Annotated in this window: 21 protein-coding genes; 12 read left to right on the top strand and 9 right to left on the bottom strand. The window is 29.5% G+C overall.

The features are described 5' to 3' along the window. Positions 1-99: 99 nt before the first annotated feature. The 8 genes from ppdK (at position 100) to BLU40_RS05215 (ending at position 12,650) form a co-directional block, all read left to right on the top strand. Entirely contained in the window at positions 100-2,829 is a 2,730-nt protein-coding gene (gene ppdK / locus BLU40_RS05250; protein ID WP_090120700.1) for a pyruvate, phosphate dikinase, read from the top strand. A gap of 161 nt (positions 2,830-2,990) precedes the next feature. Further along, a complete protein-coding gene (locus tag BLU40_RS05245; protein ID WP_090120696.1) occupies positions 2,991-6,905 on the top strand; it encodes a PAS domain S-box protein in 3,915 nt (1,304 codons plus the stop codon). 140 nt (positions 6,906-7,045) lie between these two features. Beyond that, complete coding sequence (locus tag BLU40_RS05240) at positions 7,046-8,170, top strand: hypothetical protein (RefSeq protein WP_090120693.1); 1,125 nt, start codon at positions 7,046-7,048, stop codon at positions 8,168-8,170. Between the two features lie 27 nt (positions 8,171-8,197). Next, entirely contained in the window at positions 8,198-8,824 is a 627-nt protein-coding gene (locus BLU40_RS05235) for a hypothetical protein (protein WP_090120689.1), read from the top strand. A gap of 176 nt (positions 8,825-9,000) precedes the next feature. After that, complete coding sequence (locus BLU40_RS05230) at positions 9,001-10,818, top strand: response regulator (RefSeq protein ID WP_090120685.1); 1,818 nt, start codon at positions 9,001-9,003, stop codon at positions 10,816-10,818. A 63-nt stretch (positions 10,819-10,881) separates the two neighbouring features. Then, positions 10,882-11,643 carry a Rossmann-like and DUF2520 domain-containing protein gene (locus tag BLU40_RS05225; protein ID WP_090120681.1) on the top strand — a complete coding sequence of 254 codons (762 nt, stop codon included), beginning with the start codon at positions 10,882-10,884 and terminating at the stop codon, positions 11,641-11,643. Further along, positions 11,627-12,145: a KdsC family phosphatase gene (locus tag BLU40_RS05220; RefSeq protein WP_090120676.1), complete on the top strand. Its 519-nt coding sequence runs from the start codon at positions 11,627-11,629 to the stop codon at positions 12,143-12,145. The genes BLU40_RS05225 and BLU40_RS05220 overlap by 17 nt, the downstream gene beginning before the upstream one ends. Before the next feature lie 76 nt (positions 12,146-12,221). After that, positions 12,222-12,650: a DUF2147 domain-containing protein gene (locus BLU40_RS05215; protein ID WP_090120674.1), complete on the top strand. Its 429-nt coding sequence runs from the start codon at positions 12,222-12,224 to the stop codon at positions 12,648-12,650. 64 nt (positions 12,651-12,714) lie between these two features. Here the strand turns inward: BLU40_RS05215 and BLU40_RS05210 are convergent, their stop codons facing one another. After that, complete coding sequence (locus BLU40_RS05210; RefSeq protein WP_090120671.1) at positions 12,715-13,638, bottom strand: formylglycine-generating enzyme family protein; 924 nt, start codon at positions 13,636-13,638, stop codon at positions 12,715-12,717. A gap of 25 nt (positions 13,639-13,663) precedes the next feature. Then, positions 13,664-14,305 (bottom strand): protein-L-isoaspartate(D-aspartate) O-methyltransferase, encoded by a 642-nt coding sequence (locus BLU40_RS05205; protein ID WP_090120668.1) that lies wholly within the window; start codon positions 14,303-14,305, stop codon positions 13,664-13,666. 86 nt (positions 14,306-14,391) lie between these two features. On the opposite strand from BLU40_RS05205, the gene BLU40_RS05200 reads away from it, so the two are divergent. The 3 genes from BLU40_RS05200 to BLU40_RS05190 are packed head-to-tail and all read left to right on the top strand — an operon-like array spanning position 14,392 to position 17,024. After that, complete coding sequence (locus BLU40_RS05200) at positions 14,392-15,351, top strand: Gfo/Idh/MocA family protein (RefSeq protein WP_090120664.1); 960 nt, start codon at positions 14,392-14,394, stop codon at positions 15,349-15,351. Position 15,352: 1 nt separating this feature from the next. Next, on the top strand, positions 15,353-16,132 hold the full coding sequence (locus BLU40_RS05195; RefSeq protein WP_090120662.1) for a PhzF family phenazine biosynthesis protein: 780 nt from the start codon (positions 15,353-15,355) through the stop codon (positions 16,130-16,132). Between the two features lie 4 nt (positions 16,133-16,136). Further along, positions 16,137-17,024, top strand: coding sequence for a 3-hydroxybutyryl-CoA dehydrogenase (locus BLU40_RS05190; RefSeq protein WP_090120659.1), 888 nt, complete (start codon positions 16,137-16,139; stop codon positions 17,022-17,024). A gap of 54 nt (positions 17,025-17,078) precedes the next feature. On the opposite strand, the gene BLU40_RS05185 is transcribed toward BLU40_RS05190, so the two are convergent. The 5 genes from BLU40_RS05185 to BLU40_RS05165 all read right to left on the bottom strand — a co-directional run bounded on the left by BLU40_RS05185 (position 17,079) and on the right by BLU40_RS05165 (position 21,972). Continuing rightward, the gene (locus tag BLU40_RS05185; RefSeq protein WP_139170916.1) at positions 17,079-17,459 is read right to left on the bottom strand and encodes a hypothetical protein; all 381 of its coding nucleotides are present in this window, start codon (positions 17,457-17,459) and stop codon (positions 17,079-17,081) included. A 181-nt stretch (positions 17,460-17,640) separates the two neighbouring features. Beyond that, positions 17,641-18,759: an efflux RND transporter periplasmic adaptor subunit gene (locus BLU40_RS05180; protein ID WP_090120654.1), complete on the bottom strand. Its 1,119-nt coding sequence runs from the start codon at positions 18,757-18,759 to the stop codon at positions 17,641-17,643. A gap of 38 nt (positions 18,760-18,797) precedes the next feature. Further along, complete coding sequence (locus tag BLU40_RS05175; RefSeq protein ID WP_090120650.1) at positions 18,798-20,042, bottom strand: ABC transporter permease; 1,245 nt, start codon at positions 20,040-20,042, stop codon at positions 18,798-18,800. 1 nt (position 20,043) lies between these two features. Beyond that, entirely contained in the window at positions 20,044-21,276 is a 1,233-nt protein-coding gene (locus BLU40_RS05170) for an ABC transporter permease (protein ID WP_090120646.1), read from the bottom strand. Positions 21,277-21,279: 3 nt separating this feature from the next. After that, positions 21,280-21,972: an ABC transporter ATP-binding protein gene (locus BLU40_RS05165; RefSeq protein ID WP_090120643.1), complete on the bottom strand. Its 693-nt coding sequence runs from the start codon at positions 21,970-21,972 to the stop codon at positions 21,280-21,282. Positions 21,973-22,068: 96 nt separating this feature from the next. Between BLU40_RS05165 and BLU40_RS05160 the strand changes: the two genes are divergently transcribed. After that, entirely contained in the window at positions 22,069-22,476 is a 408-nt protein-coding gene (locus tag BLU40_RS05160) for a thiol-disulfide oxidoreductase DCC family protein (protein WP_317040122.1), read from the top strand. A 1-nt stretch (position 22,477) separates the two neighbouring features. Here the strand turns inward: BLU40_RS05160 and BLU40_RS05155 are convergent, their stop codons facing one another. Both BLU40_RS05155 and BLU40_RS05150 read right to left on the bottom strand, forming a co-directional pair. Further along, positions 22,478-23,782, bottom strand: a complete 1,305-nt coding sequence (locus BLU40_RS05155) for a dicarboxylate/amino acid:cation symporter (protein ID WP_090120641.1) — start codon at positions 23,780-23,782, stop codon at positions 22,478-22,480. 110 nt (positions 23,783-23,892) lie between these two features. Next, positions 23,893-24,381, bottom strand: a complete 489-nt coding sequence (locus tag BLU40_RS05150; protein ID WP_090120639.1) for a hypothetical protein — start codon at positions 24,379-24,381, stop codon at positions 23,893-23,895. Between the last annotated feature and the right edge of the window lie 120 nt (positions 24,382-24,501).

Raw genomic sequence — 24,501 nt, 5'->3', positions numbered from 1 at the left:
TATCTAGCAGCACTATATGACATAAATCAGCCTTTTCTACACCTACTCTTCTTAAATTTGAGTTATACCAAAAAATTTTAACCAAAATAATTATTATAAATGGAGACCGTACAAGACGTAAAAACAAGAGTGTACAAGTTCGGAAATAAAGAGGCCGATGGAAACAGTACAATGAAAAACCTCTTAGGTGGTAAAGGAGCAAACCTTGCCGAAATGAGTAAAATAGGAATTCCAGTTCCTCCAGGTTTTACAATAACAACTGAAGTTTGCACAGAATACAACCAACTTGGTAAAGATACTGTTGTCGAAATGATATCTAAAGAAGTAGAAGAATCAATAAGAAATATAGAACAGATTATGGGTTCTTCTTTTGGAGATAAAGACAACCCTTTATTAGTTTCTGTTCGTTCTGGAGCTAGAGTTTCTATGCCCGGAATGATGGATACCGTATTAAACTTAGGATTAAATGATGAAGTTGTACTTGGTTTAGCTCAAAAATCAGGCAACGAACGTTTTGCTTGGGATTCTTACCGTCGTTTTATACAAATGTATGGTGATGTGGTTCTAGGAATGAAACCAGAATCTAAAGAAGATATAGATCCGTTTGAAGAAATAATGGAAGCTTTAAAACATAAGCGAGATATAGAATTAGATACAGATTTTACTATTCAAGATTTAAAAGATTTAGTATATGATTTTAAAGATGCAGTTAGAAAACGAACAGGCTTAGATTTTCCTACAGATCCTTGGGATCAATTATGGGGTGCTGTTGTTGCTGTATTTAATAGCTGGAATGGTGATAGAGCTGTATACTATAGAAATATGAATGGATACCCTGCAGATTGGGGAACAGCCGTAAACGTACAAGCTATGGTTTATGGTAATATGGGTTCAAATTCTGGTACAGGTGTTTGCTTTACTCGTGATGCTGGTACAGGAGAAAATGTATTTAATGGAGAGTATTTAATAGATGCTCAAGGTGAAGATGTAGTTGCAGGTGTTAGAACACCACAACAAATTACAAAATTAGGCTCTAAACGTTGGGCTGAGTTGGCTAAGGTTGAAGAAGAAGATAGAATTGCAAATTATCCTTCATTAGAAGAATTAATGCCTTCAATATATAACGAGCTAAACGAATATCAAGAAAAACTAGAATTGCATTACAGAGATATGCAAGATATGGAGTTTACAATGCAAAATGGTAAACTTTGGATACTTCAAACAAGAAATGGTAAGCGAACAGGAGCTGCAATGGTAAAAATTGCAATGGATGCAATAAAAGAAGGTTTAATCACAGAAAAAGAAGCGCTACTACAAATAGAACCAAATAAATTAGATGAATTATTACATCCAATTTTCGATGCTAAGGCTTTAGAGAATTCAAATGTAATAGCACAAGGTTTACCTGCTTCTCCAGGAGCAGCAACTGGTAAAATTGTGTTCTTTGCAGATGAAGCTTCAAATTATAAAAGTAGTATTCTAGTTCGTATAGAAACTTCTCCAGAAGATTTAGAGGGTATGAACATTGCTAAAGGTATTTTAACCGCTCGTGGTGGAATGACTTCTCACGCAGCAGTTGTTGCACGTGGTATGGGTAAATGCTGTGTATCGGGTGCAGGTGCTTTAAAAATTAATTATAAAAATAGAACTTTAACTGTAGATGGCCACGAATATCACGAAGGTGATTGGATTTCTTTAAACGGATCTACAGGAAATATTATTGAGGGGAAAGTTGCTACAAGTGAACCTGAATTAAGCGGAGAATTTGCCGAATTAATGGAATTATCAAATAAGTATGCAACCATGCAAGTACGTACTAATGCCGATTCTCCTAAAGATGCAAAAGTAGCCGTTAAATTTGGCGCACAAGGTATTGGATTAACAAGAACTGAGCACATGTTTTTTGAAGTAGACCGAATTAAAGCTATGCGAGAAATGATTTTAGCAGATACTGTTAAAGGTCGTAAAGAAGCTTTATTAGATTTACTACCAATGCAACGCGAAGATTTTGAAGGTATTTTTGAAGCAATGACAGGTTTACCAGTTACGGTTCGTTTATTGGATCCACCATTACACGAATTTGTGCCTCACCAGCTAGAAACACAACGTAGTTTAGCTGAAGATATGCATATTTCTTTAGCTGATGTTAAAAGTAAAGTTGCTGAGTTGGAAGAATTTAATCCAATGTTAGGACATAGAGGTTGTAGATTAGGAATTACATATCCAGAAATTACAGAAATGCAAACCCGTGCAATTATTGAAGCTGCTTTAAACTTAAAAGAAAAAGGAATAGAAGCAAAACCTGAGATAATGGTTCCATTAATTGGTACAATTCAAGAATTTGAAAGTCAAGAAGCTGTTATTAGAGCTACTGCAGAAAAGGTATTCGAAGAAAGAAATAATACTGTTGAATATTTAGTTGGAACAATGATTGAAATTCCACGTGCTGCCTTAACAGCTGATTTAATTGCAAAAAGAGCTGATTTCTTCTCTTTTGGAACTAATGATTTAACACAAATGGCATTTGGTTATTCACGCGATGATGCTGGTAAATTTTTACCTATTTATATCGAAAAAGGAATCTTAAAAAACGATCCTTTTGAAGTTTTAGATCAAGAAGGTGTTGGACAACTTGTAAAAATAGGTACTTCTAAAGGTAGAAGTGTAAAAGAAAATTTAAAAGTTGGTATTTGTGGTGAACACGGTGGTGAACCAAGTTCTGTAGAATTTTGTTATAATACTGGAATGAATTACGTAAGTTGCTCTCCATATAGAGTGCCAATTGCTCGTATTGCATCTGCTCAAGCTGCTATAAAAAAAGAAGCTTAATTAATATAAATTATAGAAAGGCTGTTTATTAAAACAGCCTTTTTTTTATTATTACTAGACTTCAACAATAATTATTTATAACAAATCTAAATATCTACAGGTACTCTAATCAACCAAATTTAAATACATTTTTTTGTATATTTAATCGATAAATTTTTGCTATGGAAAACTATTTAAAAAAAGAATTATATGAACTAGTCAAAAAGGATGAAAGAATTTTTGATTTTATTCAAAATGGTTCTTTAGATGGGTTATGGTATTGGGATCTAGAAAATCCTGAAAATGAATGGATGAGTGAACGGTTCTGGGAAGTGCTTGGCTATGATTCTAAAAAAATGCCTCATTTAACAAGTTCTTGGCAAGATATTATTAATCAAGATGATTTAAAACTTGCTATATCAAACTTTAACAAACATATTGAAAACCCAAAACACCCCTACGATCAAATAGTTAGATATACGCATGCTAATAAAAGTACTGTTTGGATTAGATGTAGAGGAATTGCAATAAGAAACGAACTAGGAGAAGCTACCAGAATGCTTGGTGCTCATCAAGATATTACCTCTTTAAAAAATGCCGAGTTAAAACTTCAAAAAGAAAAAGAATTAACTCAAGAAAGTGAAGAGAAATACAAAAGCATGTATAACAACTCTCCTCTTGCTTTTCAATCTTTAGATATAGATGGCAATATTATAGAAACAAACCCAAGATGGTTACAAATACTTGGGTATAATAAAGAAGATGTTATAGGTAAATGGTTTGGTAGTTTTCTTGAAGAAAGCTATGTTGCTGCATTCAAAAAAAACTTTCCAATTTTTAAAAAGCAAGGTTTTATTAATAATGTTCAATTTAAAATGGTCAAAAAAAATGGCCAATTTGTTTATGTTGAATTTGAAGGTTGTATAGGTTTAAATCAACAAGGAGATTTTAAACAAACTTATTGTACTTTTAAAGACATTACCAACGAAATAGTTGCTAAAAACAAACTAAATGAAAGTGAAACTCTTTACAAAGTTTTGTTTGAACAATCTGCCACAGGTATTGCACATTTTGATGCTAAAGGAAATTTTATACAAGTAAACAAAAAGTACTGTGATATTGTTGGTTATAAAAAATCTGAACTTTTAGATTTAAACTTTAAACAAATAACGCATCCTGATGATTTAGAAATGGATGCTGAATTTACTAAAAAGGTTATTAATAATGAACTTAATGAGTTTACGATTGAAAAAAGATACATCCATAAAAATAAACGTATTATTTGGATACGTTTGTACTCTAATGTTATTAGAAACTCAAAAGGAGGTATTAAACATACTATCTCTACAATAATAGATATTACACAAGAAAAAGAGGTTAACGAAGCAATAATTGAAAGCGAAAATAAGTTTAAAGGTATTTATGAACATGCCAATATTGGTATTGCCGTATCTAATAACAAAGGTATAGTTACCGATGTAAATAACGAGTTTTTACAATTAACAGGCTATTCTAAAGAAGAATTCTTAAATTTTCATTTTTCAGATATTAGCTATGCAGAAGACCTAGAGGTTGAAATCCCTCTATTTACAAAATTATCTAAAGGAGAAATAGATAATTATAGAATTGTAAAAAAAATAAAAACCAAAAATAAAGATTTTGTGTGGGTAGACGCTTCTATAACTGCCAAAAAAAATGCAAATAATCAGGTTGATTCTTTAATTGTAATGATTGTTGATATTACTGAACAGAAAAAAGCAACAGAAGTTGTAGATACTTTTTTCGACCAACCAATGAATATTCATTTAATTTCGAGTATTGAAGGTAAAATTCTAAGAGTTAATAAAGGCTGGACTACAATATTAGGTTATAGTAAAGAAGAATTGGTTGGTACTTTATTTTTAGATTTAATTCACCCAAATGATGTTGATAAGACATTAGATGTAATGAAAAAACTAAATGAAGGACATACAACGTTTAGTTTTGAAAATAGATACAAACATAAAAAAGGCCACTATGTAACACTAAATTGGTCTGCAATTATAACTAAGCATAATAAAATAATACATGCTGTAGCACAAGATGTTACCGAAACCAAAATAACTCAAACTAAATTAAAAGAGAGTGAAGAAAGACTAAGGTTAAGTACTCAAAACTCTGGGATTGCTATTTGGGAGCATAATTTTGAAACAAAAAAAACAAAATTATCTGAAAATCATAATAAATTATATGGATTAGGTATTAATAATGATATTGATTTTTACGCCATAAAGCGTACAATTCATAAAGACGATATAGATAAATATAACAAAACTATAAATGAAATTAAATCCATTAACAGTAAAAATAATTATCAAATAGATTTTAGAGTTGTTTGGCCAGATAAAAGTATACATTGGTTAGATGCTTCAGGTGAAGTTGCTAAACGTAACAAAAAAGGTGAAACCTTACTTGTACGAGGAACCTTAATTGACATTACAAAACGTAAAGAAGCTCAAGAAAAAATTAGAGAAAGTGAAGAGAAACTAAGATTAACTATCGATAAATCTCCATTAGGTATTACAATAAATGATATGAATGGAAATTTTATCTCTAGTAATGAAGCCTACAAGAAAATTACTGGATATACAGAAAAAGAACTTCAAAAATTATCTTTTTATGATATTACTCATCCAGACGATTTAAAACAAAACAAAGCCTTGTTTAATAAAATGGCTACACAGCAAGATAATGGATTTCAATTAGAAAAAAGATACATTAGAAAGGATAAAAAAATAATTAATGTATTAATTCATGCAGGAACTATTTATAACAATAATGGGGAACCAGAATTTGGTATGGCTTTTATTGAAGATATTACAGAAAGAAAGCTAAACGAACAAAAAATATTAGATCAAAATAATAAATACGAAAATTTAACAGAAGAATTATTAAATACAAACGATCAACTTAGAATAGCTAAAGAAAAAGCTGAAGAAAGTAATCGATTAAAAACAGAATTTTTACACAACATGTCGCACGAAATTCGGACTCCTATGAACGGAATTATCGGATTTTCAAACATATTATCAGATACTACCTTAAGTAATGAAAAACAAAATTATTACGCATCAATAATTCAAAACAGTAGTAAACAGCTACTTAGGGTAATAGATGATATTTTAGAAATTTCAACATTAGAAACAAAACAAATAAAACTACAAGAAGAAGCTTTTTATTTAAATGATTTTATAATGGAATTGTTTTCTATTTATGATTTAAAATCAAAAGAACAAAACATACCAATTTATGTTCATAAAGACTTAAAAGATGAAGAAAGCTTAATTATTTCTGATAAATCTAAACTTCATAAAATTTTTAGCAACTTACTTGATAATGCCTTTAAATATACCCATAATGGCCATATTGAATTAGGTTACCTAAAAGAAGATTCTAAACTTAACATATATGTTAAAGATACAGGAATTGGTATTTTACCTAAAAATAAAGTACGAATTTTTGAGCGTTTTACACAAGAAGAAAGAGATATTTCTAACTCTACTGGTGGGCTTGGCTTGGGTTTATCAATTTCAAAAGAAAATGCACAACTATTGGGTGGAGATATATTTCTAGAATCTGAAAAAGGTGCTGGTTCTACTTTCTCTGTAAAAATACCTCACAAACCTGGAAATGAAAATATTGTTATTAATACAAAAATAAAAGAAGAAACTAAGGAATCTAAAAAAAACACATACACAATACTTATTGCTGAAGATGAAGAAGTTAACTATTTATATTTAGAAGCTGTTTTACAAGAAACAGATTCGGTAAACTTTGATTTAATCCACGCCATTAACGGACAAGAAAGTGTAGATATATGCAAACAGAATTCTAATATAGATTTGGTTTTAATGGATATTAAAATGCCAATAATGAATGGTTATGAAGCAACTGAAAAAATAAAAACTATACACCCAAAACTACCAGTTATAGCTCAAACAGCTTATTCCACAGAACAAGACAAAGAGTTAGCTTTAAAACATGGCTGTAATGATTTTATTTCTAAACCCATTAAAAAAGACAAACTTGAACATATTATTTTTAAATATTTAAATTAAGTATTGGAAAACTTTTAATCAACCTTTTTACACTTAAAAAGATTAAGCTTTAATGTTAAACCTTAAATTACTATTTTTGGTTTTATACATACTAGCATAAAATCAAACTATAAATTAACTCCTGTTAGATTCAACAACTAATGAAAAAAATATTCGTTTTAATATTAATTATAACAACCCATCAGCTTTTCTCTTTCGAAAGTTCAATTCTAGTAACAGAATCAACTATTAGTCTAAACCGCAATCAAACTGAAGAATTATATTTTAGTTTTGCTAAAGGAGATATTATTGAATTTAGTTTTAATATGGTGAAAGGAAAAAGCTTAAAAAACGTAGAAATATTTTCACTTCCAAATCACAAATTATTTTCTGAATTCAAAGCAAAAAGTATTCAAAAAAAACAATTTCATGTAAATAGTAAAGGTTTATATCTTTTTAGGTTTAAAAATACAGCGCTAACAAAACGAGTTTGTAAAATTATTATTAAGCGAACTCCTAAAAATGAAGAAACCAAAAATTTTAATACAAACTGGAAATGGAAAACAGTAAATGATACAATTTACACACCTTATAAATTTGATAGTATTATTGGTTATAAAACTACAGATTACACCAAAAACAGAAAACTTATTAATACCGAAACCATTGAAGAGGTGTTAATTGACAAGAATCAAAGAATACACTCATATTATAACGGAAACAGTAATAAAACATACTTTAAAGTAAGTTTACCTACACTAATAACAACGCCTACAAAAGAAGAAAAAACAATTGCTTGGGCTTATTGGATTGGTGTTGGTAACGAAGCTCAAGAAGCCTATAAAAAGGATATTAAAACTATTGGAGATATAGCAAAAGAACTTTCAACAAAATATAAAACACCTATTACAGAACTAGCTATTGGTTCTATAACACAATTATTTATACCTAAAAAAGGAGACGATGTATCATACAACTTTTTACCAACACTAAAAGATGCAAAACTTTTTAAAAATGGCGAATTATTTGAAACCTTCGACTCTGGAAAAGGTATTGTTGCTTATGGTAAAAATGAAGATAAAACAACTGGTACCTTTTATTTAGGTTTGCATAACGATAATCAAATTCAAGAAATTGATGTAAGTATAAAAATTGTAGCGATAAAAAAAGTTGAACATTTTAAAATTGATAAAGATTTTGAAATAAAAAAAGAAGCTATTATTAAAACTTTTACAAAACAGAACTTACATATAAAAAAATCAAAAATTAGAATTCCTGTTGAATAAAAAATTAACCAATTAATTTAGTTAAAAATGGCATTTTACACACTTCCGCTAGAACTAAAAAGAGTAATAGATTCTGAAAAAACAGATTTTACAGTTCTAACTAAAAGAAATGTTCCTATAAGCAAAGCAATAGGTTCATTATCGTTTTCAGTAGTGTGGTTAGTTTTTGTTAGTTTCTTTATATTTTCATTTTTCGGGCCATTATTAGATGGAGATAATGTTAATTTTAAAGTAAACGATGTTCCAACTACAGCTAGTTTAGACAACCTTAAACCGTTATTAGTACCTGGCTTAATGATGGGGCTTTTTGCATTAATTGGCATTATAATGTTTGGTTATGGTATGTTTACATTACTTCAAAAAGGATCTTATTTTGTAGGTACCGAAACCAGATTAATTAAATACCGTAAAGGCAAAATTGAAACTTATGATTGGGAACAATTTTCTGGAAACATTAAAATTAAAAGCAGTGGACAAAGCGGTAACCTTGCTTTTGAACTTAGAACAGGTAAAATGAAAAGTAGAAAAAATGCTCCAGATAAATACGTTCCAAACGTAATTCATATGGTCGGTTTAAAGGATGTTTTTAAAATTGAAAAAAAATGTCGTTTAAGAATCAAAGAGAATGATCCAACTCCTAGAGTTATTGCTTAAAAATTCTATCACAATAATATTTCGTATATAATAATAAATAATACTACTATTCCTATTTTTATATAAAATTTAATTGTATTTTTATATATAATAACTATATTGCTTAAATATAGATTATTAGACTTGAGGTGTCTTTAAAATTTACCCTACTAAATTAATAATATAACCCCTCATATATGAAATTAAATAAACTAACACTCTCCTTTTTTAATAAGGAAGTTGAAAAAGAGTTTAGAGTTTCTTATTTTAACAACTCATTATTACAATTTAGAATTGCTTTTATTCTAACTATAGCTTTATATGGCCTTTTCGGATTTTTAGATTTAAAAGTATTTCCTCAATTTATAAAACCTTTTTTCATTATTAGATTTATAATTGTAATACCAACACTTACATTGGTTTTGCTAACCTCTTTTACCTCATACTTTAAAAAAATATGGCAGCTTTTATTAATAATTAGCTTTTTTGTTGCAGGTTCTGGTATTATAATCATGACTCTCTATATGCCTGAAAACTCTGGCTATTATGCTGGTATGATTCTTATTTTCTCAGCAGGATATTTCATTATAAAACTTCGCTTTCTTTATGCAACAATAACAGGAATATCATTACTTCTATTTTTTAATATATTAGCAATATTTACAATTGATTTCCCGAAAATAACATTAATAAATCATAATTTCTTTTTTATTAGTGCCAATATTATTGGAATTTTTGCGGCTTATAATAGTGAGAATAGAGCTAGAAATAATTTTAATTTACATAAAAATTTAAATAAAGAACGTTCTACTATTTTAAAACTCAATAAAGGTTTAGAAAAATCTGTAAAAAAAAGAACGGATCAATTATATAAAGCCAAAGAAAAAGCTGTAGAAAGTGATAAATTAAAATCTGCATTTTTAGCTAATATGAGTCATGAAATTAGAACACCTTTAAATGGTATTTTAGGTTTTTCAAGCTTGTTAAAAACACCAAATTTACCACATAACAAACAACTAAAATATATTAACATTCTAGAAAAAAGTGGTCATCGTTTATTAAACATTATTAATGACATTATAGATATTTCTAAAATTGAAGCAGGATTAACTAAAGTACATTTAGAAAAAACAAATATTAATGAACAATTAGATTTTATATTTACTTTTTTTTCTCAAGAAGCAACCTTAAAAAATTTAAAACTTTCCTATCATTGCGATTTACCCTTAGAAAATGCATTTATAAATACAGATAAAGAAAAAGTTTTTGCCCTATTAACCAATTTGGTAAAAAATGCATTAAAATTTACCGATAATGGATCTATAGAGTTTGGTTACAATCTTAAAAATAAAAAATTACATTTTTATATAAAAGATACCGGTATTGGAATTCCTGAAGAAGATATTAGTAGCATTTTTGAAAGATTTATACAATCTGAATCTACTATAGATTCTGCAAGACAAGGAAACGGTTTAGGTTTATCCATTTCTAAAGCTTTTGTTGAATTATTAGGAGGAGAAATTTGGGTTGAAAGTAAAAGAAATATTGGATCATCCTTCTTTTTTACACTACCATATTTAAAAGTTACTCCAGACACTAATGATGTGAAAATTTTACCAAAAATAACAAAAACAGATAATAGCATATTAAACAAATTAAAAATACTTATTGTTGAAGATGATGAAGTTTCAAGTAATTTATTAGATATAACACTAGAAAAATATAGTAGCGAAATTTTAAAAGCTAAAAACGGATACGAAGCAATTGAAATATGCAAAAAACATACAGATATAGATTTAATACTTATGGACATTCAAATGCCTAAAATGAATGGACATGAAGCAACTAAAAAAATTAGAGAATTCAATAAAAGTGTAATTATAATAGCACAAACAGCCTATAGTTTAAAAGGCGATAAAGAAACTGCACTTAAAAGTGGTTGTAACAATTATTTATCAAAACCAATAGATAAAATAAAAATTGAAGCTTTAATTATAAAATACTTTAATAGTTAAAAATATATTCATTCTCAAAAAAATTAAGGAATAAATTTCAGCTAATTCTAGTATATTAGCAGCATGATTAAAGTAACACTTTTAGGAGGTGGTAACCTGGCAAGTCATTTAGCTAAAACTTTTTTAGCATCCAATCAAATTGAATTAGTTCAAATATATAATAGAACCATTAAAAACATTGAGCAATTCAAAAATAAAACATTACTTACCAACAACTTAAAAGAATTAAAAACTGCGGATATTTATATAATATCCATTTCAGATAATGAAATAGCAAACTTAAGTGCAAAGCTTAATTTTCCAGACAAATTGGTAGTGCATACTTCTGGTGCAATGCCGTTAAATGAAATTAAAGCTAAGGCCAACAAAGGTGTTTTTTATCCGTTACAATCTTTTTCAAAAAATAAAAAAGTAGATTTTAAAAATATTCCTATTTGTATTGAAGCCAATAAGCCAAATGATCTTGTTTTATTAGAAAAACTAGCTTCAGCAATAACAAACCATTGCTATTTTATAGATACTAAACAACGCGAAACTTTACACGTTGCTGCCGTGTTTGTAAATAACTTTGTAAATCACTTATATCATTTAGGGAACGGTATTTGCAATAGTAATAATATACCGTTCGAAATTTTACAGCCTTTAATTAAGGAAACCGCTTCAAAAATTACTAATTTACAACCTTTTGAAGCTCAAACCGGACCAGCAAAACGAAACGACACAAAAACAATTAATAAACATTTAGAATTTCTTTCAAAAAATAATAAAGAAATTTACCAATTGCTAAGCAATTCAATTACAAAAACTTATGGAGAAAAGTTATAAAGAAATTATGCCAGAAATTACTACATTTATGTTTGATGTAGATGGAGTTTTAACCAACGGAATGGTACACGTATCTTCTACCGGAGAATTAACAAGGTTAATGCACACTAAAGATGGTTACGCCCTAAAAACAGCAGTAATGGCTGGTTTTAATGTTTGTATTATTTCTGGTGGTAATAATGAAGGTGTTAGAACCCGTTTAGAAGCATTAGGAATAAAAGACATATATTTAGGCGCTCATGCTAAAATTGAATTGTTTAACGAATACATTACTAAAAAAAATATAAAACCTGAAGAAATACTATATATGGGAGATGATATTCCTGATTATCCTGTTATGAAATTAGTTGGACTTGCAACGTGCCCGAAGGATGCTGTTGCTGAAATTCAAGAAATTTCTGATTATATTTCACAAAAAAAAGGAGGTTTAGGCTGTGCTCGTGATGTAATTGAGCAAGTACTAAAAGTACAAGGTAAATGGGAAGGACAATACAATGCATAAAACATTGTATCGCTAACATTTACAATAACTAAAAAAGAAACCAATTATTCTATTAACAAATAAAAATCAAAAAAAAATGAAAAAACACCTATCAATCGCATTTATTTTAGCTTTAATTATTTCATTCTCAGCTAATTCTCAAAGTATTTTTGGAGAATGGAAAACAATTGATGATGAGACTGGAAAAGCTAAATCTATTGTAGAAATTTACGAACAAGATGGTAAAGCTTATGCAAAAATTAAACAATTACTAGAAAAAGGTAAAGAAGATAAGCTTTGTGAAGAATGTAAAGGTTCTAAAAAAAATAAGCCAATTAAGGGTATGGTTATTATTAACGGTTTAACTAAAGATGGTGACGAATGGAACGATGCCAAAATTTTAGACCCTAAAACTGGTAAAGAGTACAAATGTTATATTACTCTAGAAAATGATAACAAACTTAAAGTAAGAGGCTATGTAGGTTTCGCTTTAATTGGTAGAACACAGTATTGGATGAAAAAATAACTCGTATTCTAAAACATAAAAAAGCCAGCAATTTGCTGGCTTTTTTATGTTATGTTTTTAAATGCTACTTAGCGCATCTAAAACCCATATTAAATAACGATGTATCTATAGAATTTTGACCTCTAAAAGTAGTTGTATAACTATTTTCCAATGCTTCATCAAACATAAACGAACCTCCACGCGTAGTTCTAACATTTGGGTCTTGCGGTGCCTGGCTTGAATTTTCTGGATAAGGTTTGTAATAATTTTCGCACCATTGCCAAACATTTCCTCCCATATCAAACAAACCAGCTTTAGTTGCTCCAAAAGTACCAACTGGCGAAGTATATAAAAATCCGTCTAGTACTTTTTGATCTTGCACTGTAGCTCCCTGCCATACATTAGCCTTGTATTTTCCATTTTCAACAATGTTTGATCCCCAAGCATATTTATTTTTAGAGTTTTCACCATTTTTAGCTGCAAATTCCCATTCAAATTCAGTTGGTAAACGTTTTCCAACCCAAGCAGCATAAGCTTTCGCATCGTTCCAACTTACATGTGTTACAGGATGATTATCTTTAGCCTTAGGCTGTCCTTCTCCTAATGGATACTCCCAAGTTGCACCTTTTAACAAACTCCAATTTCCAGTTTCAAAAGAAAACACACCAGAGTCTCCAAACTTTTCTGCTTCTGTTTTATGGTTTGTATTTTCAATAAATACTCTAAATTCAGCTACAGTAACTAAATTTTTATCTATATAAAATGGTTTAACCTCTATTTCAAAAGCAGGTTTTTCATTAACCAAACCAGTATCATTTCCTATTGAAATTTTTCCACCTTCAAAATGAACCATATTACTTAAATCTGCTTCAGATTTTGGTGCAACAATCTTTTCTGCTTTTACAACTTCTTTTTTTACATCATTAGTAGGTTTTTCAACTTTTTTTGCTTCTTTACAGGAAGTAAAAACTACAAAAGCTAACATTATAAATACACTAATTTGTTTCATAAAACTGTTTTATATTTTTAATAATTTAATTTCTATCTTTTAACATAGGTACAAATTTAAAATCCCCAAGTTCGTGTTTTTCAAATTCATTTTCACTAGTTCGCACAAATAGATTCATTATTTGCACATCATCACCTACCGGAATAACTAGCTTACCTCCTATTTTTAATTGTGCCAACAAAGCTTTAGGTACAAAAGGCGCTCCAGCTGTTACAATAATTCCCGCAAAAGGAGCTTCTGCTGGTAAACCTTTATAACCATCACCAAAAATAACTTGTTTAGCTTTATACCCTATTTTAGGTAAAAACAATTTTGTTTTTTTAAATAATTCTTGTTGGCGCTCAATAGTATACACTTTTGCACCCATTTCTAATAAAACTGCTGTTTGATAACCAGAACCTGTACCTATTTCTAGAATTTTATCTCCTTTTTCAATTTCTAATAATTGTGTTTGAAAAGCAACTGTATAAGGTTGCGAAATAGTTTGCTCTGCAGCAATAGGAAATGCCTTATCTTGATATGCAAAATCTACAAAACCAGAATCCATAAATAAATGTCGTGGAATTTTACCTACAGCCTCTAATACTTTTTTGCAAGTAATACCTTTAGATACTAATGTTTTTACTAATTGATTTCTAAGCCCTTGATGTTTATGCGAGTCCTTCACTAATATTTAAAATTTGAGTTGCTAAAAGTAGGAATAAATGGTTAAAGATTGTTATTTTTGTTATCACAATTTTAAACAAATTAGCAATGCTAAAAGCAGGAGTTTTGGGTGCTGGGCACCTTGGAAAAATACATTTAAGATTATTAAATCAATCAGATAAATACGAATTAGTTGGTTTTTACGACCCTATAAAAGAAAATGCACAAAAAGTTGAAGAAGAATTTGGCTATAAAGCTTTCGATTCTGTTGCTGCTTTAATTGATGCTGTAGACGTTGTAGATATAGTAACGCCAACGCTATCTCATTACGAGTGTGCAAAAGAAACTATAGAAAAAGGAAAACATATTTTTATTGAAAAACCAATTACTAAAACCATTGAAGAAGCTGAAAGTATTTTAGAACTTTCAAAAAAACACAATGTAAAAGGTCAAGTTGGACACGTAGAACGTTTTAATCCTGCTTTTACAGCTGTAAAAGATTCTATACAAACACCAATGTTTATTGAAACACATAGATTGGCTGAATTTAATCCACGTGGTACAGATGTACCCGTAGTATTGGATTTAATGATACACGATATTGATGTTATTTTAAGTGTAGTAAAATCAAAAGTAAAAAGTGTACACGCTAGTGGAGTTTCAGTAATTAGCGAAACACCAGATATTGCAAATGCACGTATTGAGTTTGAAAACGGATGCGTTGCTAACTTAACTTCAAGTAGAATTTCATTAAAAAATATGCGTAAGTCTCGTTTTTTTCAAAAAGACGCTTACATAGCTGTAGATTTCTTTGAAAAAGCAACTGAAGTTGTTAAAATGAAAGATGCGCCAGAAAACCCTGGAGATTTTGATATAGTTTTACAAAATGCTGAAGGTATTAAAAAACAAATTTACTTTGAAAATCCTACTGTTGAAGCTAACAACGCTATTTTAGATGAGCTTGAAACTTTTGCAGATGCAATTAACAATAATACTACACCTGTTGTAACTTTAGAGCAAGGTACGGAAGCATTGCGTGTTGCGCATATGATTATTAACGATTTTTAATATGACAATTTATCAAGTAGACGCTTTTAACAATCAATTATTTAAAGGAAATCCTGCTGCTGTTATACCATTAACAAATTGGATTTCTGATGAATTGATGCAAGCTATTGCTGAAGAAAATAACCTTTCTGAAACAGTATACTTTGTTAAAAAGGATAAATCATATGAAATACGATGGTTTACCCCTACTTGCGAAATAGATTTATGTGGGCACGCAACATTAGCTGCTGCTCACATAATTTATTCTGAATTAAATTATGCAGAAAAAGAACTAATTTTCAATTCTAAAAGTGGAGATTTAATTGTTCAAAAAAAAATAGATTGGTATACTTTAAATTTTCCTTCAGAAGAAATTACAGAAATTGAGACACCAACCATTTTAAAAACAGCCTTAAATGTTCCTATTTTAAAAACATTGAAAGGTAAATGGAAAATGGTAGCTATTTTAGAAAATGAAGATACTGTTGAAAATTTAACACCCAATTTTAGTAAACTTTGTGAATTAAAAGAACGTGGAATAATTGTTACTGCAAAAGGAAAGAATGTTCATTTTGTATCGCGCTTTTTTGCTCCCAAAATAGGCATTAATGAAGATCCAGTAACAGGTTCTGCTCATACGCTTTTAATACCTTATTGGGCTAAAAAATTAAATGAGACTAACTTAAATGCTGTTCAACTTTCAAAAAGAAGGGGAATTTTAAATTGCACCTATTTAAAAGACCGTGTTGAAATGAGTGGACAAGCAATTACATACCTAAAAGGAAAATTAACATTAACTTAAAAAAATGAAAAACATTGCCGTTATTGGCGCTGGAACTATGGGAAATGGAATTGCCCACGTTTTTGCGCAACATAATTTTAGCGTACACTTAATAGATATTTCACAAGAAGCTATTGATAAAGGTATTGCTACTATTACAAAAAACTTAGACCGATTAATTTCAAAAGAAAAGATTTCAGAAGAAATTAAAACACAAACACTTAATAATATATCTACATTTACTTCTATTGCTGAAGGTGTAAAAAGTATTGATTTAGTGGTTGAAGCTGCAACTGAAAATGAAGCTTTAAAACTAAAAATATTTAAACAATTAGATGAAGAAGCTCCAGCTAATGCAATTTTAGCATCAAACACGTCTTCAATTTCTATTACCAAAATTGCTGCGGCTACAAAACGACCTCAACAAGTAATAGGTATGCATTTTATGAATCCGGTTCCTATAATGAAATTGGTTGAAATTATTAGAGGTTACAACACTTCTAATAAAGTTACAGAAACTATTATGGAACTTTCTAAAAAGCTAAATAAGGTACCTGTTGAAGTAAATGATTATCCTGGTTTTGTTGCTAACAGAATTTTAATGCCAATGCTAAATGAAGCTATTGAAACACTTTACAACGGTGTTGCTGGTGTTTATGAAATAGATACTGTTATGAAACTTGGAATGGCACACCCAATGGGACCTTTACAATTAGCCGATTTTATTGGGTTAGATGTTTGCCTTTCTATATTAAACGTTATATATAACGGATTTAAGAATCCAAAATATGCTCCTTGCCCATTATTGGTAAATATGGTACAAGCAGGTAAACTTGGTGTAAAATCTGGTGAAGGTTTTTATGATTATTCCGAGAATAGAAAAGCAGAAGTGGTTTCTAAACAATTTAGCTAAACTATAATTAATTATATAAAAAAACAGCCACAATAATTGTGGCTGTTTTTTATTTTATAAATTTTTAAGAAAGAAGTCCATCATATCCTCTTTTAAATCGTAATGCATTTTAACAAAAATTTTCATTTCATCTTTTAGCAATACTTGTTTTTCATGAAATTTAACTTCTGCATTATTTTCAAATTTAGCTTGAGCTATTTCTCTTTTTTTCATTCGTATACGGTGCCTTAATTGCCCCATTACTTCTCGTTCTCGTATAATTTTATTCTGAAAACCTTCTAACTGAATCATTACATCACTTCCAAGACTTCTAATGGCTACATCTTCTAATTTTTCTTCGAAATAATCCATTTCGCTTTCTTGAAATTTCAACTCTCTTTTCCAAACTTCTAAATTGAAGTTTAAATCACTCAAAAATAATAACTGACTTTCCATACGCTTTAATAGGTTTTTTAAATTTTTATACAATAAATTTCAAACTTTTTATTTGAATTTTTTCTGATAAAAATCATAAAACTTAAAAAAATCCATTTTTTAAAAAGCTCTTACCTAAAGATACAAAAAAAGCACCTTAAAATTAATTAAAGCGCTTTTTATTTATAGCTATATTTTAGAACTAATCGTTGTCTTTATTTTTGTCTTTTTTATCCTTAGAAGTTTTATTCCAAATTTTTATTTCATCATCTTTAGTTACACCAGAAAGTATTTCAACATTAATTCCGTCTGAAATTCCTAATTCAACATCGGTTTTTTCAAATTCTTGATCACCTGTTTTAACCTCAACATATGGTTTCTCTGTTTTTTTATCGAATTGTAACAACGCTTCTTTAATAGATAATACACTATCCTTAGCTTCTAAAACAATATCTGCATTCGCACTATATCCAGCTCTCACAAAAAATTCATCATCTAAAGTAACATCTCCTTTTATTTTAAATTGAACTGCACCATTTTGTTCTGTACCTTTTGGTGCAATAAAATTTAATTTTGCAGGATATTTTTTCTTTTCGATAGCTCCTAATGAAACCTCTAAAACAGTACCGTTTTTTATTTTTCCAACTTCAGCCTCATCCACCTGACCTTCGAAAATCATTTTGGTCATATCTGCTATAATTGCAATTGTAGTACCGGCATTAAATGTATTTGCTTCAATTACTTGTTTTCCTTTACGAACTGGAATTTCTAAAATAGTACCGGCAATTTCAGCTTTTACATAAGTATTAGCGGTTTTACCCATACCAGCAGCCGAACCTTTTCTAATAATTTGTAAATTACTTTGGGCTGTATTTAAATCTTGACGAGAACTATTATAATTTAATTCTGCAGTTTCAAATTCTTGACGAGATATTACACCTTTTTCATACAAACCTTTGTTACGCTCAAACAATGTTTTGCTATTGTTAAAACGAAGTTGTGCTGTTTTTACACTTCCTTGCGCACTATTTAAAGAAGATACATTTGGTACTACTCTAATTGTAGCAATTAAATCTCCAACTTCAACCTTAGCTCCTTCTTCAACATAAATTTTATCTATAATACCTGAAACTTTAGGTTTCATTTCAACCTCCTCTAAAGGAACTACTTTACCAGTAGCTACTGTTTTTTTTACAATATTGGCTTTAAATGGTGTTTCAGTTTCATATTGCATTGGCGATTTACTGTTCTTCATTCCAAACCAAGCTAATACTCCTATTAGCGACAGTCCAATTACTACAAAAATTATTGTTTTTTTCATTAGTTGTTGATTTTCAATTTAATATCTTAATATTATTCTTATTCTTCTCTTAGTGCTTCTATTGGTCTAATACTAACTGCTGTTTGTGCTGGTATTAACCCAATTAAAGTACCAAATACTATTAATGCACCTGCAGCAATTAATATTACAGGAATATTAACTGTTGGGTTTGTTAACGCTGCCTCAGGTCCTTGTCCTATTGTTGAATCGATTAACATTAGTACTAGACCTCCAAAAATAATTCCTAAAGCGCCTGCTATGGTTGTTAAAAACACAGATTCTAAAATTATTTGTCGTTTTATTTCCCAAGGTTTAGCTCCTAAAGCTCTTCGTATTCCAATTTCTTTTGTTCTTTCTTTAACTGTAATTAAAAGTATGTTTCCAATAGCAAAAACACCTGCTATTAATGTTGCAATACCCACAAACCAAGTTAAAAATTGCATTCCGGTTAAAAAACCTGTTACTTGTGCAATACGTTCACCTAAATTAAAGCTTCCAAATGCTCTTTCATCTTCTGGATGTACTTTATGCAAGTTTCTTAAAAGTAGTTTAACATCTGCTTCTATTTGAGAAATATCAAATTCTGGCTTACCGGTTATCATCATCCAACCAATAGTATTACCTCTATTATACACTTGTTGAAAAGTTGTAAATGGTATATGAATATTTCCTTGAGGACCTCCACTACCAACTTGACCTTGCTTATACATACCAACAACATTGTAATTTATGTCGTTAATTTTTATATATGTTCCTATTGGATATTCTTCTTTGTCGAATAGTTGTTTGTATATTTCCTCTTCAATAACACAAACTTTCTTCTTTTCTTTTATATCGTTATCATTTATAAATCTTCCATAAACTAAGTCCTTTTTCTGAACTTTATCTAAAGTTGGATAATCTCCAAAAATACCAAACGTTCCAGATTTGAAATTGTTTATAGCCATAGCCTGTGTTTGATGGCGAGGAACAACAAATTCTAAACCTTTTATTTCATTTTTAATATGCTCAAGGTCCGTCATTTTTAAACTTAAACTTTTACCTTCTTGAAATCCTTTAAAAGGTTCACTAGTACGTTGCGCCCAAACAAATACACTGTTTGTTGCAAAGTTTCCAAATAGTTTATTAAAATTATTTTCTACACCTCTAGCAGCACCTAATAAAACTACTAATAAAAATATTCCCCACATTACACCAACAATAGTAATACCTGTTCGCATTTTGTTTTTACGAATACTACTATATATTTCTTGCCAAGTATCTTTGTCAAATAAAAATTTCATATTACTCGTCGTTTAATGCTACAATTGGTTTAATTCTTGCTGCCCTTTTTGCTGGAATATAACCGGCTACTGTACCTGCTATAATTAAAATAATTGTTGCTCCAACTACAACATATGTTTCTACACTTGGATTTAGTATAAAATACTTTTCTAAACTATCTCCTAATGCATTTAATGTGAATACACCTAATAACAAACCTGCATACCCTGCTAAAGCAGTAACAAATATAGATTCCATCATAATCATACCTATAATTGATTTAGGAGTTGCTCCTAAGGCTTTTCTAATACCTAGTTCTTTTGTACGCTCTTTAACTATATATACCATTATATTACTAATACCTATAATACCTGCCACTAAAGTACCAATACCAATAAATAAAATAATAATGTTTAAAACTCCCATAAATTGCTCAACATTCTTTGTGCCTTCTGCATAGTTTTGAACTCGAATAGCTCGTTGATCTCTTGGATCTACATTGTGTTTTTCTTTTAATAGTTTAGTTAATAAGTTAGAAAAAGAAAGTGCTTGATCTACAGATAAACTAGGATTAAAAGTTAGTCCATACCTATCAACCTCATCATTTGGTTTATAAATTCCTTGTGCAGTTGTAAACGGTGTATAAATGAAACGCTCATCATTGTCTCCTCCAGGATCAGAAAAAACACCAATTACTTTGTATGAAATACCTCCTAAGGTTATGTTTTTTCCTAAAGCACTTAATTGGCCGTATAAATCTTTTTCAACCAAACGACCTATTGCTACAACCTTTGCTTTATTTTTTATATCTAACACACTTAAAAATCGACCTTGTTCCATAACAGCCTCTTCCAAAGCTTGATAATCTGGATAAACACCTCTAACTGTATAACTATTTTGTTCTCCTTTATATATAGCTTGAACATTAAAACGCTCTATATTAGGACTAAAAAATTGAATTTTCTCACTAAACTTATCATTCATAAATTTAGAATCTTCATTTCTAAACTGAATACGTCTACCACTTTGTAAACCTTTGTATGGTTTTGTGGTTCTACCTGATCTTATATAAATAGAGTTTTGAGCATCACCTTTAAACTGTTCTTCAAAAGTGTGTTTTAGTCCATTTCCAATTCCAAAAAGTAATGTGAATAATAATATTGCAAATGCTATAGTAAATCCAGAAAGAACAGTTCTTAATTTGTTTTTACTTAGTGTTTGAAAAATTTCTATCCAACGATCTAAATCAAACATAGCTTATGCTTTTACAGTTTTATCAACTCTTTCATCACTAATTATAACACCATCTTTTAGTCTTACAATTCTATCGGTTTGTTCTGCAATATCTTCTTCGTGTGTAATTACAAAAACAGTCATACCTTCGTTATTAATTTCTTTTAATAACTCCATAACCGATTCTGATGTTGTTGAATCTAATGCTCCTGTTGGCTCATCTGCCAAAACAACTTTTGGTTTTGTTGCCAAAGCTCTTGCAATTGCTACACGTTGTTTTTGCCCTCCAGAAAGCTCACTTGGTAAATGATTAGCCCAGTCTTTTAATCCAACTTTGTCTAAATACTGTAGAGCAACTTCTTGTCTTTCTTTACGTGCCATACCTTGGTAGTATAAAGGTAAAGCAACGTTTTCAAGAGCGTTTTTATAGGTAATTAAATTGAATGATTGAAAAACAAAACCTAAAAACTTATTTCTAAGTATTGCAGCTTTCTTTTCATCTAAATTTTCAATTAATTGCCCATTTAAATAATAATTTCCTTCATCGTGATTATCTAATAAACCAACAATATTTAACAGTGTAGATTTTCCAGAACCAGATGATCCCATAATTGATACAAACTCACCTTCTTTAATGTGTAAATCTAATCCTTTTAAAACGTGTAAAGAATCTTTTCCTATTGGATAGGACTTATGTAGTTTTTCAATCTTAATCATTTGGTTGTTGTTTTAAACGAAAATATGAATTGATGCTCATTATGGGTATTAATATTATGTTAAAAACTTCTTAATTGAAATATGTAACTTTACCCGGTGAAAAAAATAAATAATAAATCTATTGTACTTTTTGATGGAGTTTGCAACCTATGCAATTCATCAATAAATTTTATTATAAAACACGATACAAAAGAGCGTTTTTTATTTGCCTCACTTCAATCAGACGCCGCAAAAGAAATTTTGTTACAGTTTACTTCAAAAAAAAATGATTTAAGTTCAATTTTATATATTGAAAACAACAAGTTATATAGCAATTCTAGTGCTGCACTAAGAATTTCAAAATATTTAAGAACTCCAATTAATTGGATGTATGCTTTTATTATTGTGCCTAAATTTATTAGAAATGCTGTATATAATTACATTGCTAAAAACAGGTATAAGTGGTACGGTAAAAAAGAGAGCTGTATGATTCCCTCTCCTGAATTAAAAAAACGGTTTTTATAAACTAGCTTTTAGGGTAATTATCGTCCCAATCTTTTACTTTTGGCTTGCCTAATTTACCTATAGATTTTGCTACTAACATAGAAACCGACGCATCACCAGTAACATTAACTGTTGTTCTACACATGTCTAAAGGTCTATCTATAGCAAAAATTAATGCTAAGCCTGCTTCTGGAATACCTGCTTGGGCTAAAACAATTACTAGCATAACCATACCTGCACCAGGAACGGCTGCTGAACCAATACTTGCTAATGTTGCTGTGGCAATAATACCTAACTGAACTCCAAAACTTAAATCCATACCAAAAGCTTGGGCAATAAACACGGCGGCTACTGCTTGATACAAACTTGTGCCATCCATATTTATAGTTGCTCCAATTGGCAATACAAAACTAGTTACTTCTTCATCTACACCCAAATGTTCGGTAACACGTTCCATTGTAACTGGTAAAGTAGCTGCACTACTACTAGTTGAAAAGGCTAATAACTGTGCTGGGGAAATTCCTTTAAAAAATGTTGAAGGATTTTTTTTTGTGAATAACCAAACTAGCAAACTATAAAACGCTATCATTAATAACAAGCCTAAAACTACAGTAAATGCATACCAAACCAAGGCTTTAAATAAATCTGTACTAGGTGATTCTACAACTAAAGCTGCTAGCAATGCAAAAACACCATAAGGTGCTGCTAACATAATTAAATCTATTAATTTGAGTATAACTTCATTAAAACCATCAAAAAATTGCTTAACTGGTTTTGCTTTTTCCTGCGGTATTAATATCAATCCTATTCCAAAGAAAATAGCAAAAAATATTATTTGCAACATATTTTTATTATTAGTTGCTGCTCCAAAAATATTATCGGGCACAATGTCAACCAATGCTTGTAACGGACCACTACTCTGCTGTTTTGCTGCTTCGGCTTTGTATTTAGCTGTATTACTACTATAATTTTCAACTAACTCTTGCCTTGTTTTTTCGGAAATTGAATTACCTGGTTTAATAACATTAACTAACATTAAACCAATAGAAACGGCTATTACAGTAGTTAAAATATAAGTTACAATAGTTCTTCCTCCCATTCGAGAAAGCTTCGAGATATCTTTTAAATCTGAAACACCTTTTATTAACGAAGCTAATATTAATGGTACTGCAATTAATTTTAATGAGTTTATAAATATTTTTCCAAATGGTTTTACCCAATCTTGTACTATTTCTTTTCCTCCTTCAAATTGAGTCATTCCTAAACCGAATAACACACCAACTACCATTCCTATTAATATTTGCCAATGAAGCGCTAATTTTTTCATTCAGTGTTTTTAAATTATCTGGAAAGATAAAAAATACTCTATAAATAAGTGTTTTAAAGACATAAAAAAAAGCACTTAAAGTGCTTTTCAATAAATTTAACTAAAAATACTTAAAATTGATACCTAATTGATAATGCCAAATCTAAATCAGTGTCTTTGCCATAATCTCCTAAAACTCCTATTTCTGGTCTAAAATCTAACGATATTAAAAAAGGTGCTCTAAAATTATATTCGATACCTACATTTCCATCTGCGTTTAAAAATAAGCCGTCATCCTCTTCAGTTTCATAACCATTACTATAACTCCAAGATCCAATTCCTGCACCAAACCCTGCGTACCAATTAAAACCTCCATCTATATTCCAAACCCATTGATAAATACCCGATAGTTTAAAAGCGCTATATTCCTTTTTATCTTTATAACCAAGATCGAGCTCAAACCTGTTTTCATGATTTATTTTATGCTGGTATGATATTTCTCCTCCAAAACCATCATTATCTCCTAATCTAATTCCTAATGCGTTATTTGATATATCTTGCGCAAAACTTGTCTGTAACATTCCTACTAGTAAAAATGTTAATAAAATTATTTTTTTCATTATTATATATTTTTAAGTTTATTTTAAAATAGCAAGGTTTATGCCACACAAACAAATACCATTTATTATTTAATGTGACCTAATTATTAATTTGTGTCATAGTTAATGTAGTTATGAATA

This window comes from Lutibacter oricola (assembly GCF_900106565.1).
GTDB lineage: Bacteria > Bacteroidota > Bacteroidia > Flavobacteriales > Flavobacteriaceae > Lutibacter > Lutibacter oricola.
Note: the sequence above shows the minus strand (reverse complement) of the source record. Positions and strands in the feature narration are given on the sequence as shown.

What these genes read in the sequence shown, in the direction of transcription:
- ppdK (WP_090120700.1), top strand. Translation starts at nt 100, where the DNA reads ATGGAGACCGTACAAGACGTAAAAACAAGAGTGTACAAGTTCGGAAAT.
- BLU40_RS05245 (WP_090120696.1), top strand. Translation starts at nt 2,991, where the DNA reads ATGGAAAACTATTTAAAAAAAGAATTATATGAACTAGTCAAAAAGGAT.
- BLU40_RS05240 (WP_090120693.1), top strand. Translation starts at nt 7,046, where the DNA reads ATGAAAAAAATATTCGTTTTAATATTAATTATAACAACCCATCAGCTT.
- BLU40_RS05235 (WP_090120689.1), top strand. Translation starts at nt 8,198, where the DNA reads ATGGCATTTTACACACTTCCGCTAGAACTAAAAAGAGTAATAGATTCT.
- BLU40_RS05230 (WP_090120685.1), top strand. Translation starts at nt 9,001, where the DNA reads ATGAAATTAAATAAACTAACACTCTCCTTTTTTAATAAGGAAGTTGAA.
- BLU40_RS05225 (WP_090120681.1), top strand. Translation starts at nt 10,882, where the DNA reads ATGATTAAAGTAACACTTTTAGGAGGTGGTAACCTGGCAAGTCATTTA.
- BLU40_RS05220 (WP_090120676.1), top strand. Translation starts at nt 11,627, where the DNA reads ATGGAGAAAAGTTATAAAGAAATTATGCCAGAAATTACTACATTTATG.
- BLU40_RS05215 (WP_090120674.1), top strand. Translation starts at nt 12,222, where the DNA reads ATGAAAAAACACCTATCAATCGCATTTATTTTAGCTTTAATTATTTCA.
- BLU40_RS05210 (WP_090120671.1), bottom strand. Translation starts at nt 13,638, where the DNA reads ATGAAACAAATTAGTGTATTTATAATGTTAGCTTTTGTAGTTTTTACT.
- BLU40_RS05200 (WP_090120664.1), top strand. Translation starts at nt 14,392, where the DNA reads ATGCTAAAAGCAGGAGTTTTGGGTGCTGGGCACCTTGGAAAAATACAT.
- BLU40_RS05195 (WP_090120662.1), top strand. Translation starts at nt 15,353, where the DNA reads ATGACAATTTATCAAGTAGACGCTTTTAACAATCAATTATTTAAAGGA.
- BLU40_RS05190 (WP_090120659.1), top strand. Translation starts at nt 16,137, where the DNA reads ATGAAAAACATTGCCGTTATTGGCGCTGGAACTATGGGAAATGGAATT.
- BLU40_RS05185 (WP_139170916.1), bottom strand. Translation starts at nt 17,459, where the DNA reads ATGGAAAGTCAGTTATTATTTTTGAGTGATTTAAACTTCAATTTAGAA.
- BLU40_RS05180 (WP_090120654.1), bottom strand. Translation starts at nt 18,759, where the DNA reads ATGAAAAAAACAATAATTTTTGTAGTAATTGGACTGTCGCTAATAGGA.
- BLU40_RS05175 (WP_090120650.1), bottom strand. Translation starts at nt 20,042, where the DNA reads ATGAAATTTTTATTTGACAAAGATACTTGGCAAGAAATATATAGTAGT.
- BLU40_RS05170 (WP_090120646.1), bottom strand. Translation starts at nt 21,276, where the DNA reads ATGTTTGATTTAGATCGTTGGATAGAAATTTTTCAAACACTAAGTAAA.
- BLU40_RS05165 (WP_090120643.1), bottom strand. Translation starts at nt 21,972, where the DNA reads ATGATTAAGATTGAAAAACTACATAAGTCCTATCCAATAGGAAAAGAT.
- BLU40_RS05155 (WP_090120641.1), bottom strand. Translation starts at nt 23,782, where the DNA reads ATGAAAAAATTAGCGCTTCATTGGCAAATATTAATAGGAATGGTAGTT.
- BLU40_RS05150 (WP_090120639.1), bottom strand. Translation starts at nt 24,381, where the DNA reads ATGAAAAAAATAATTTTATTAACATTTTTACTAGTAGGAATGTTACAG.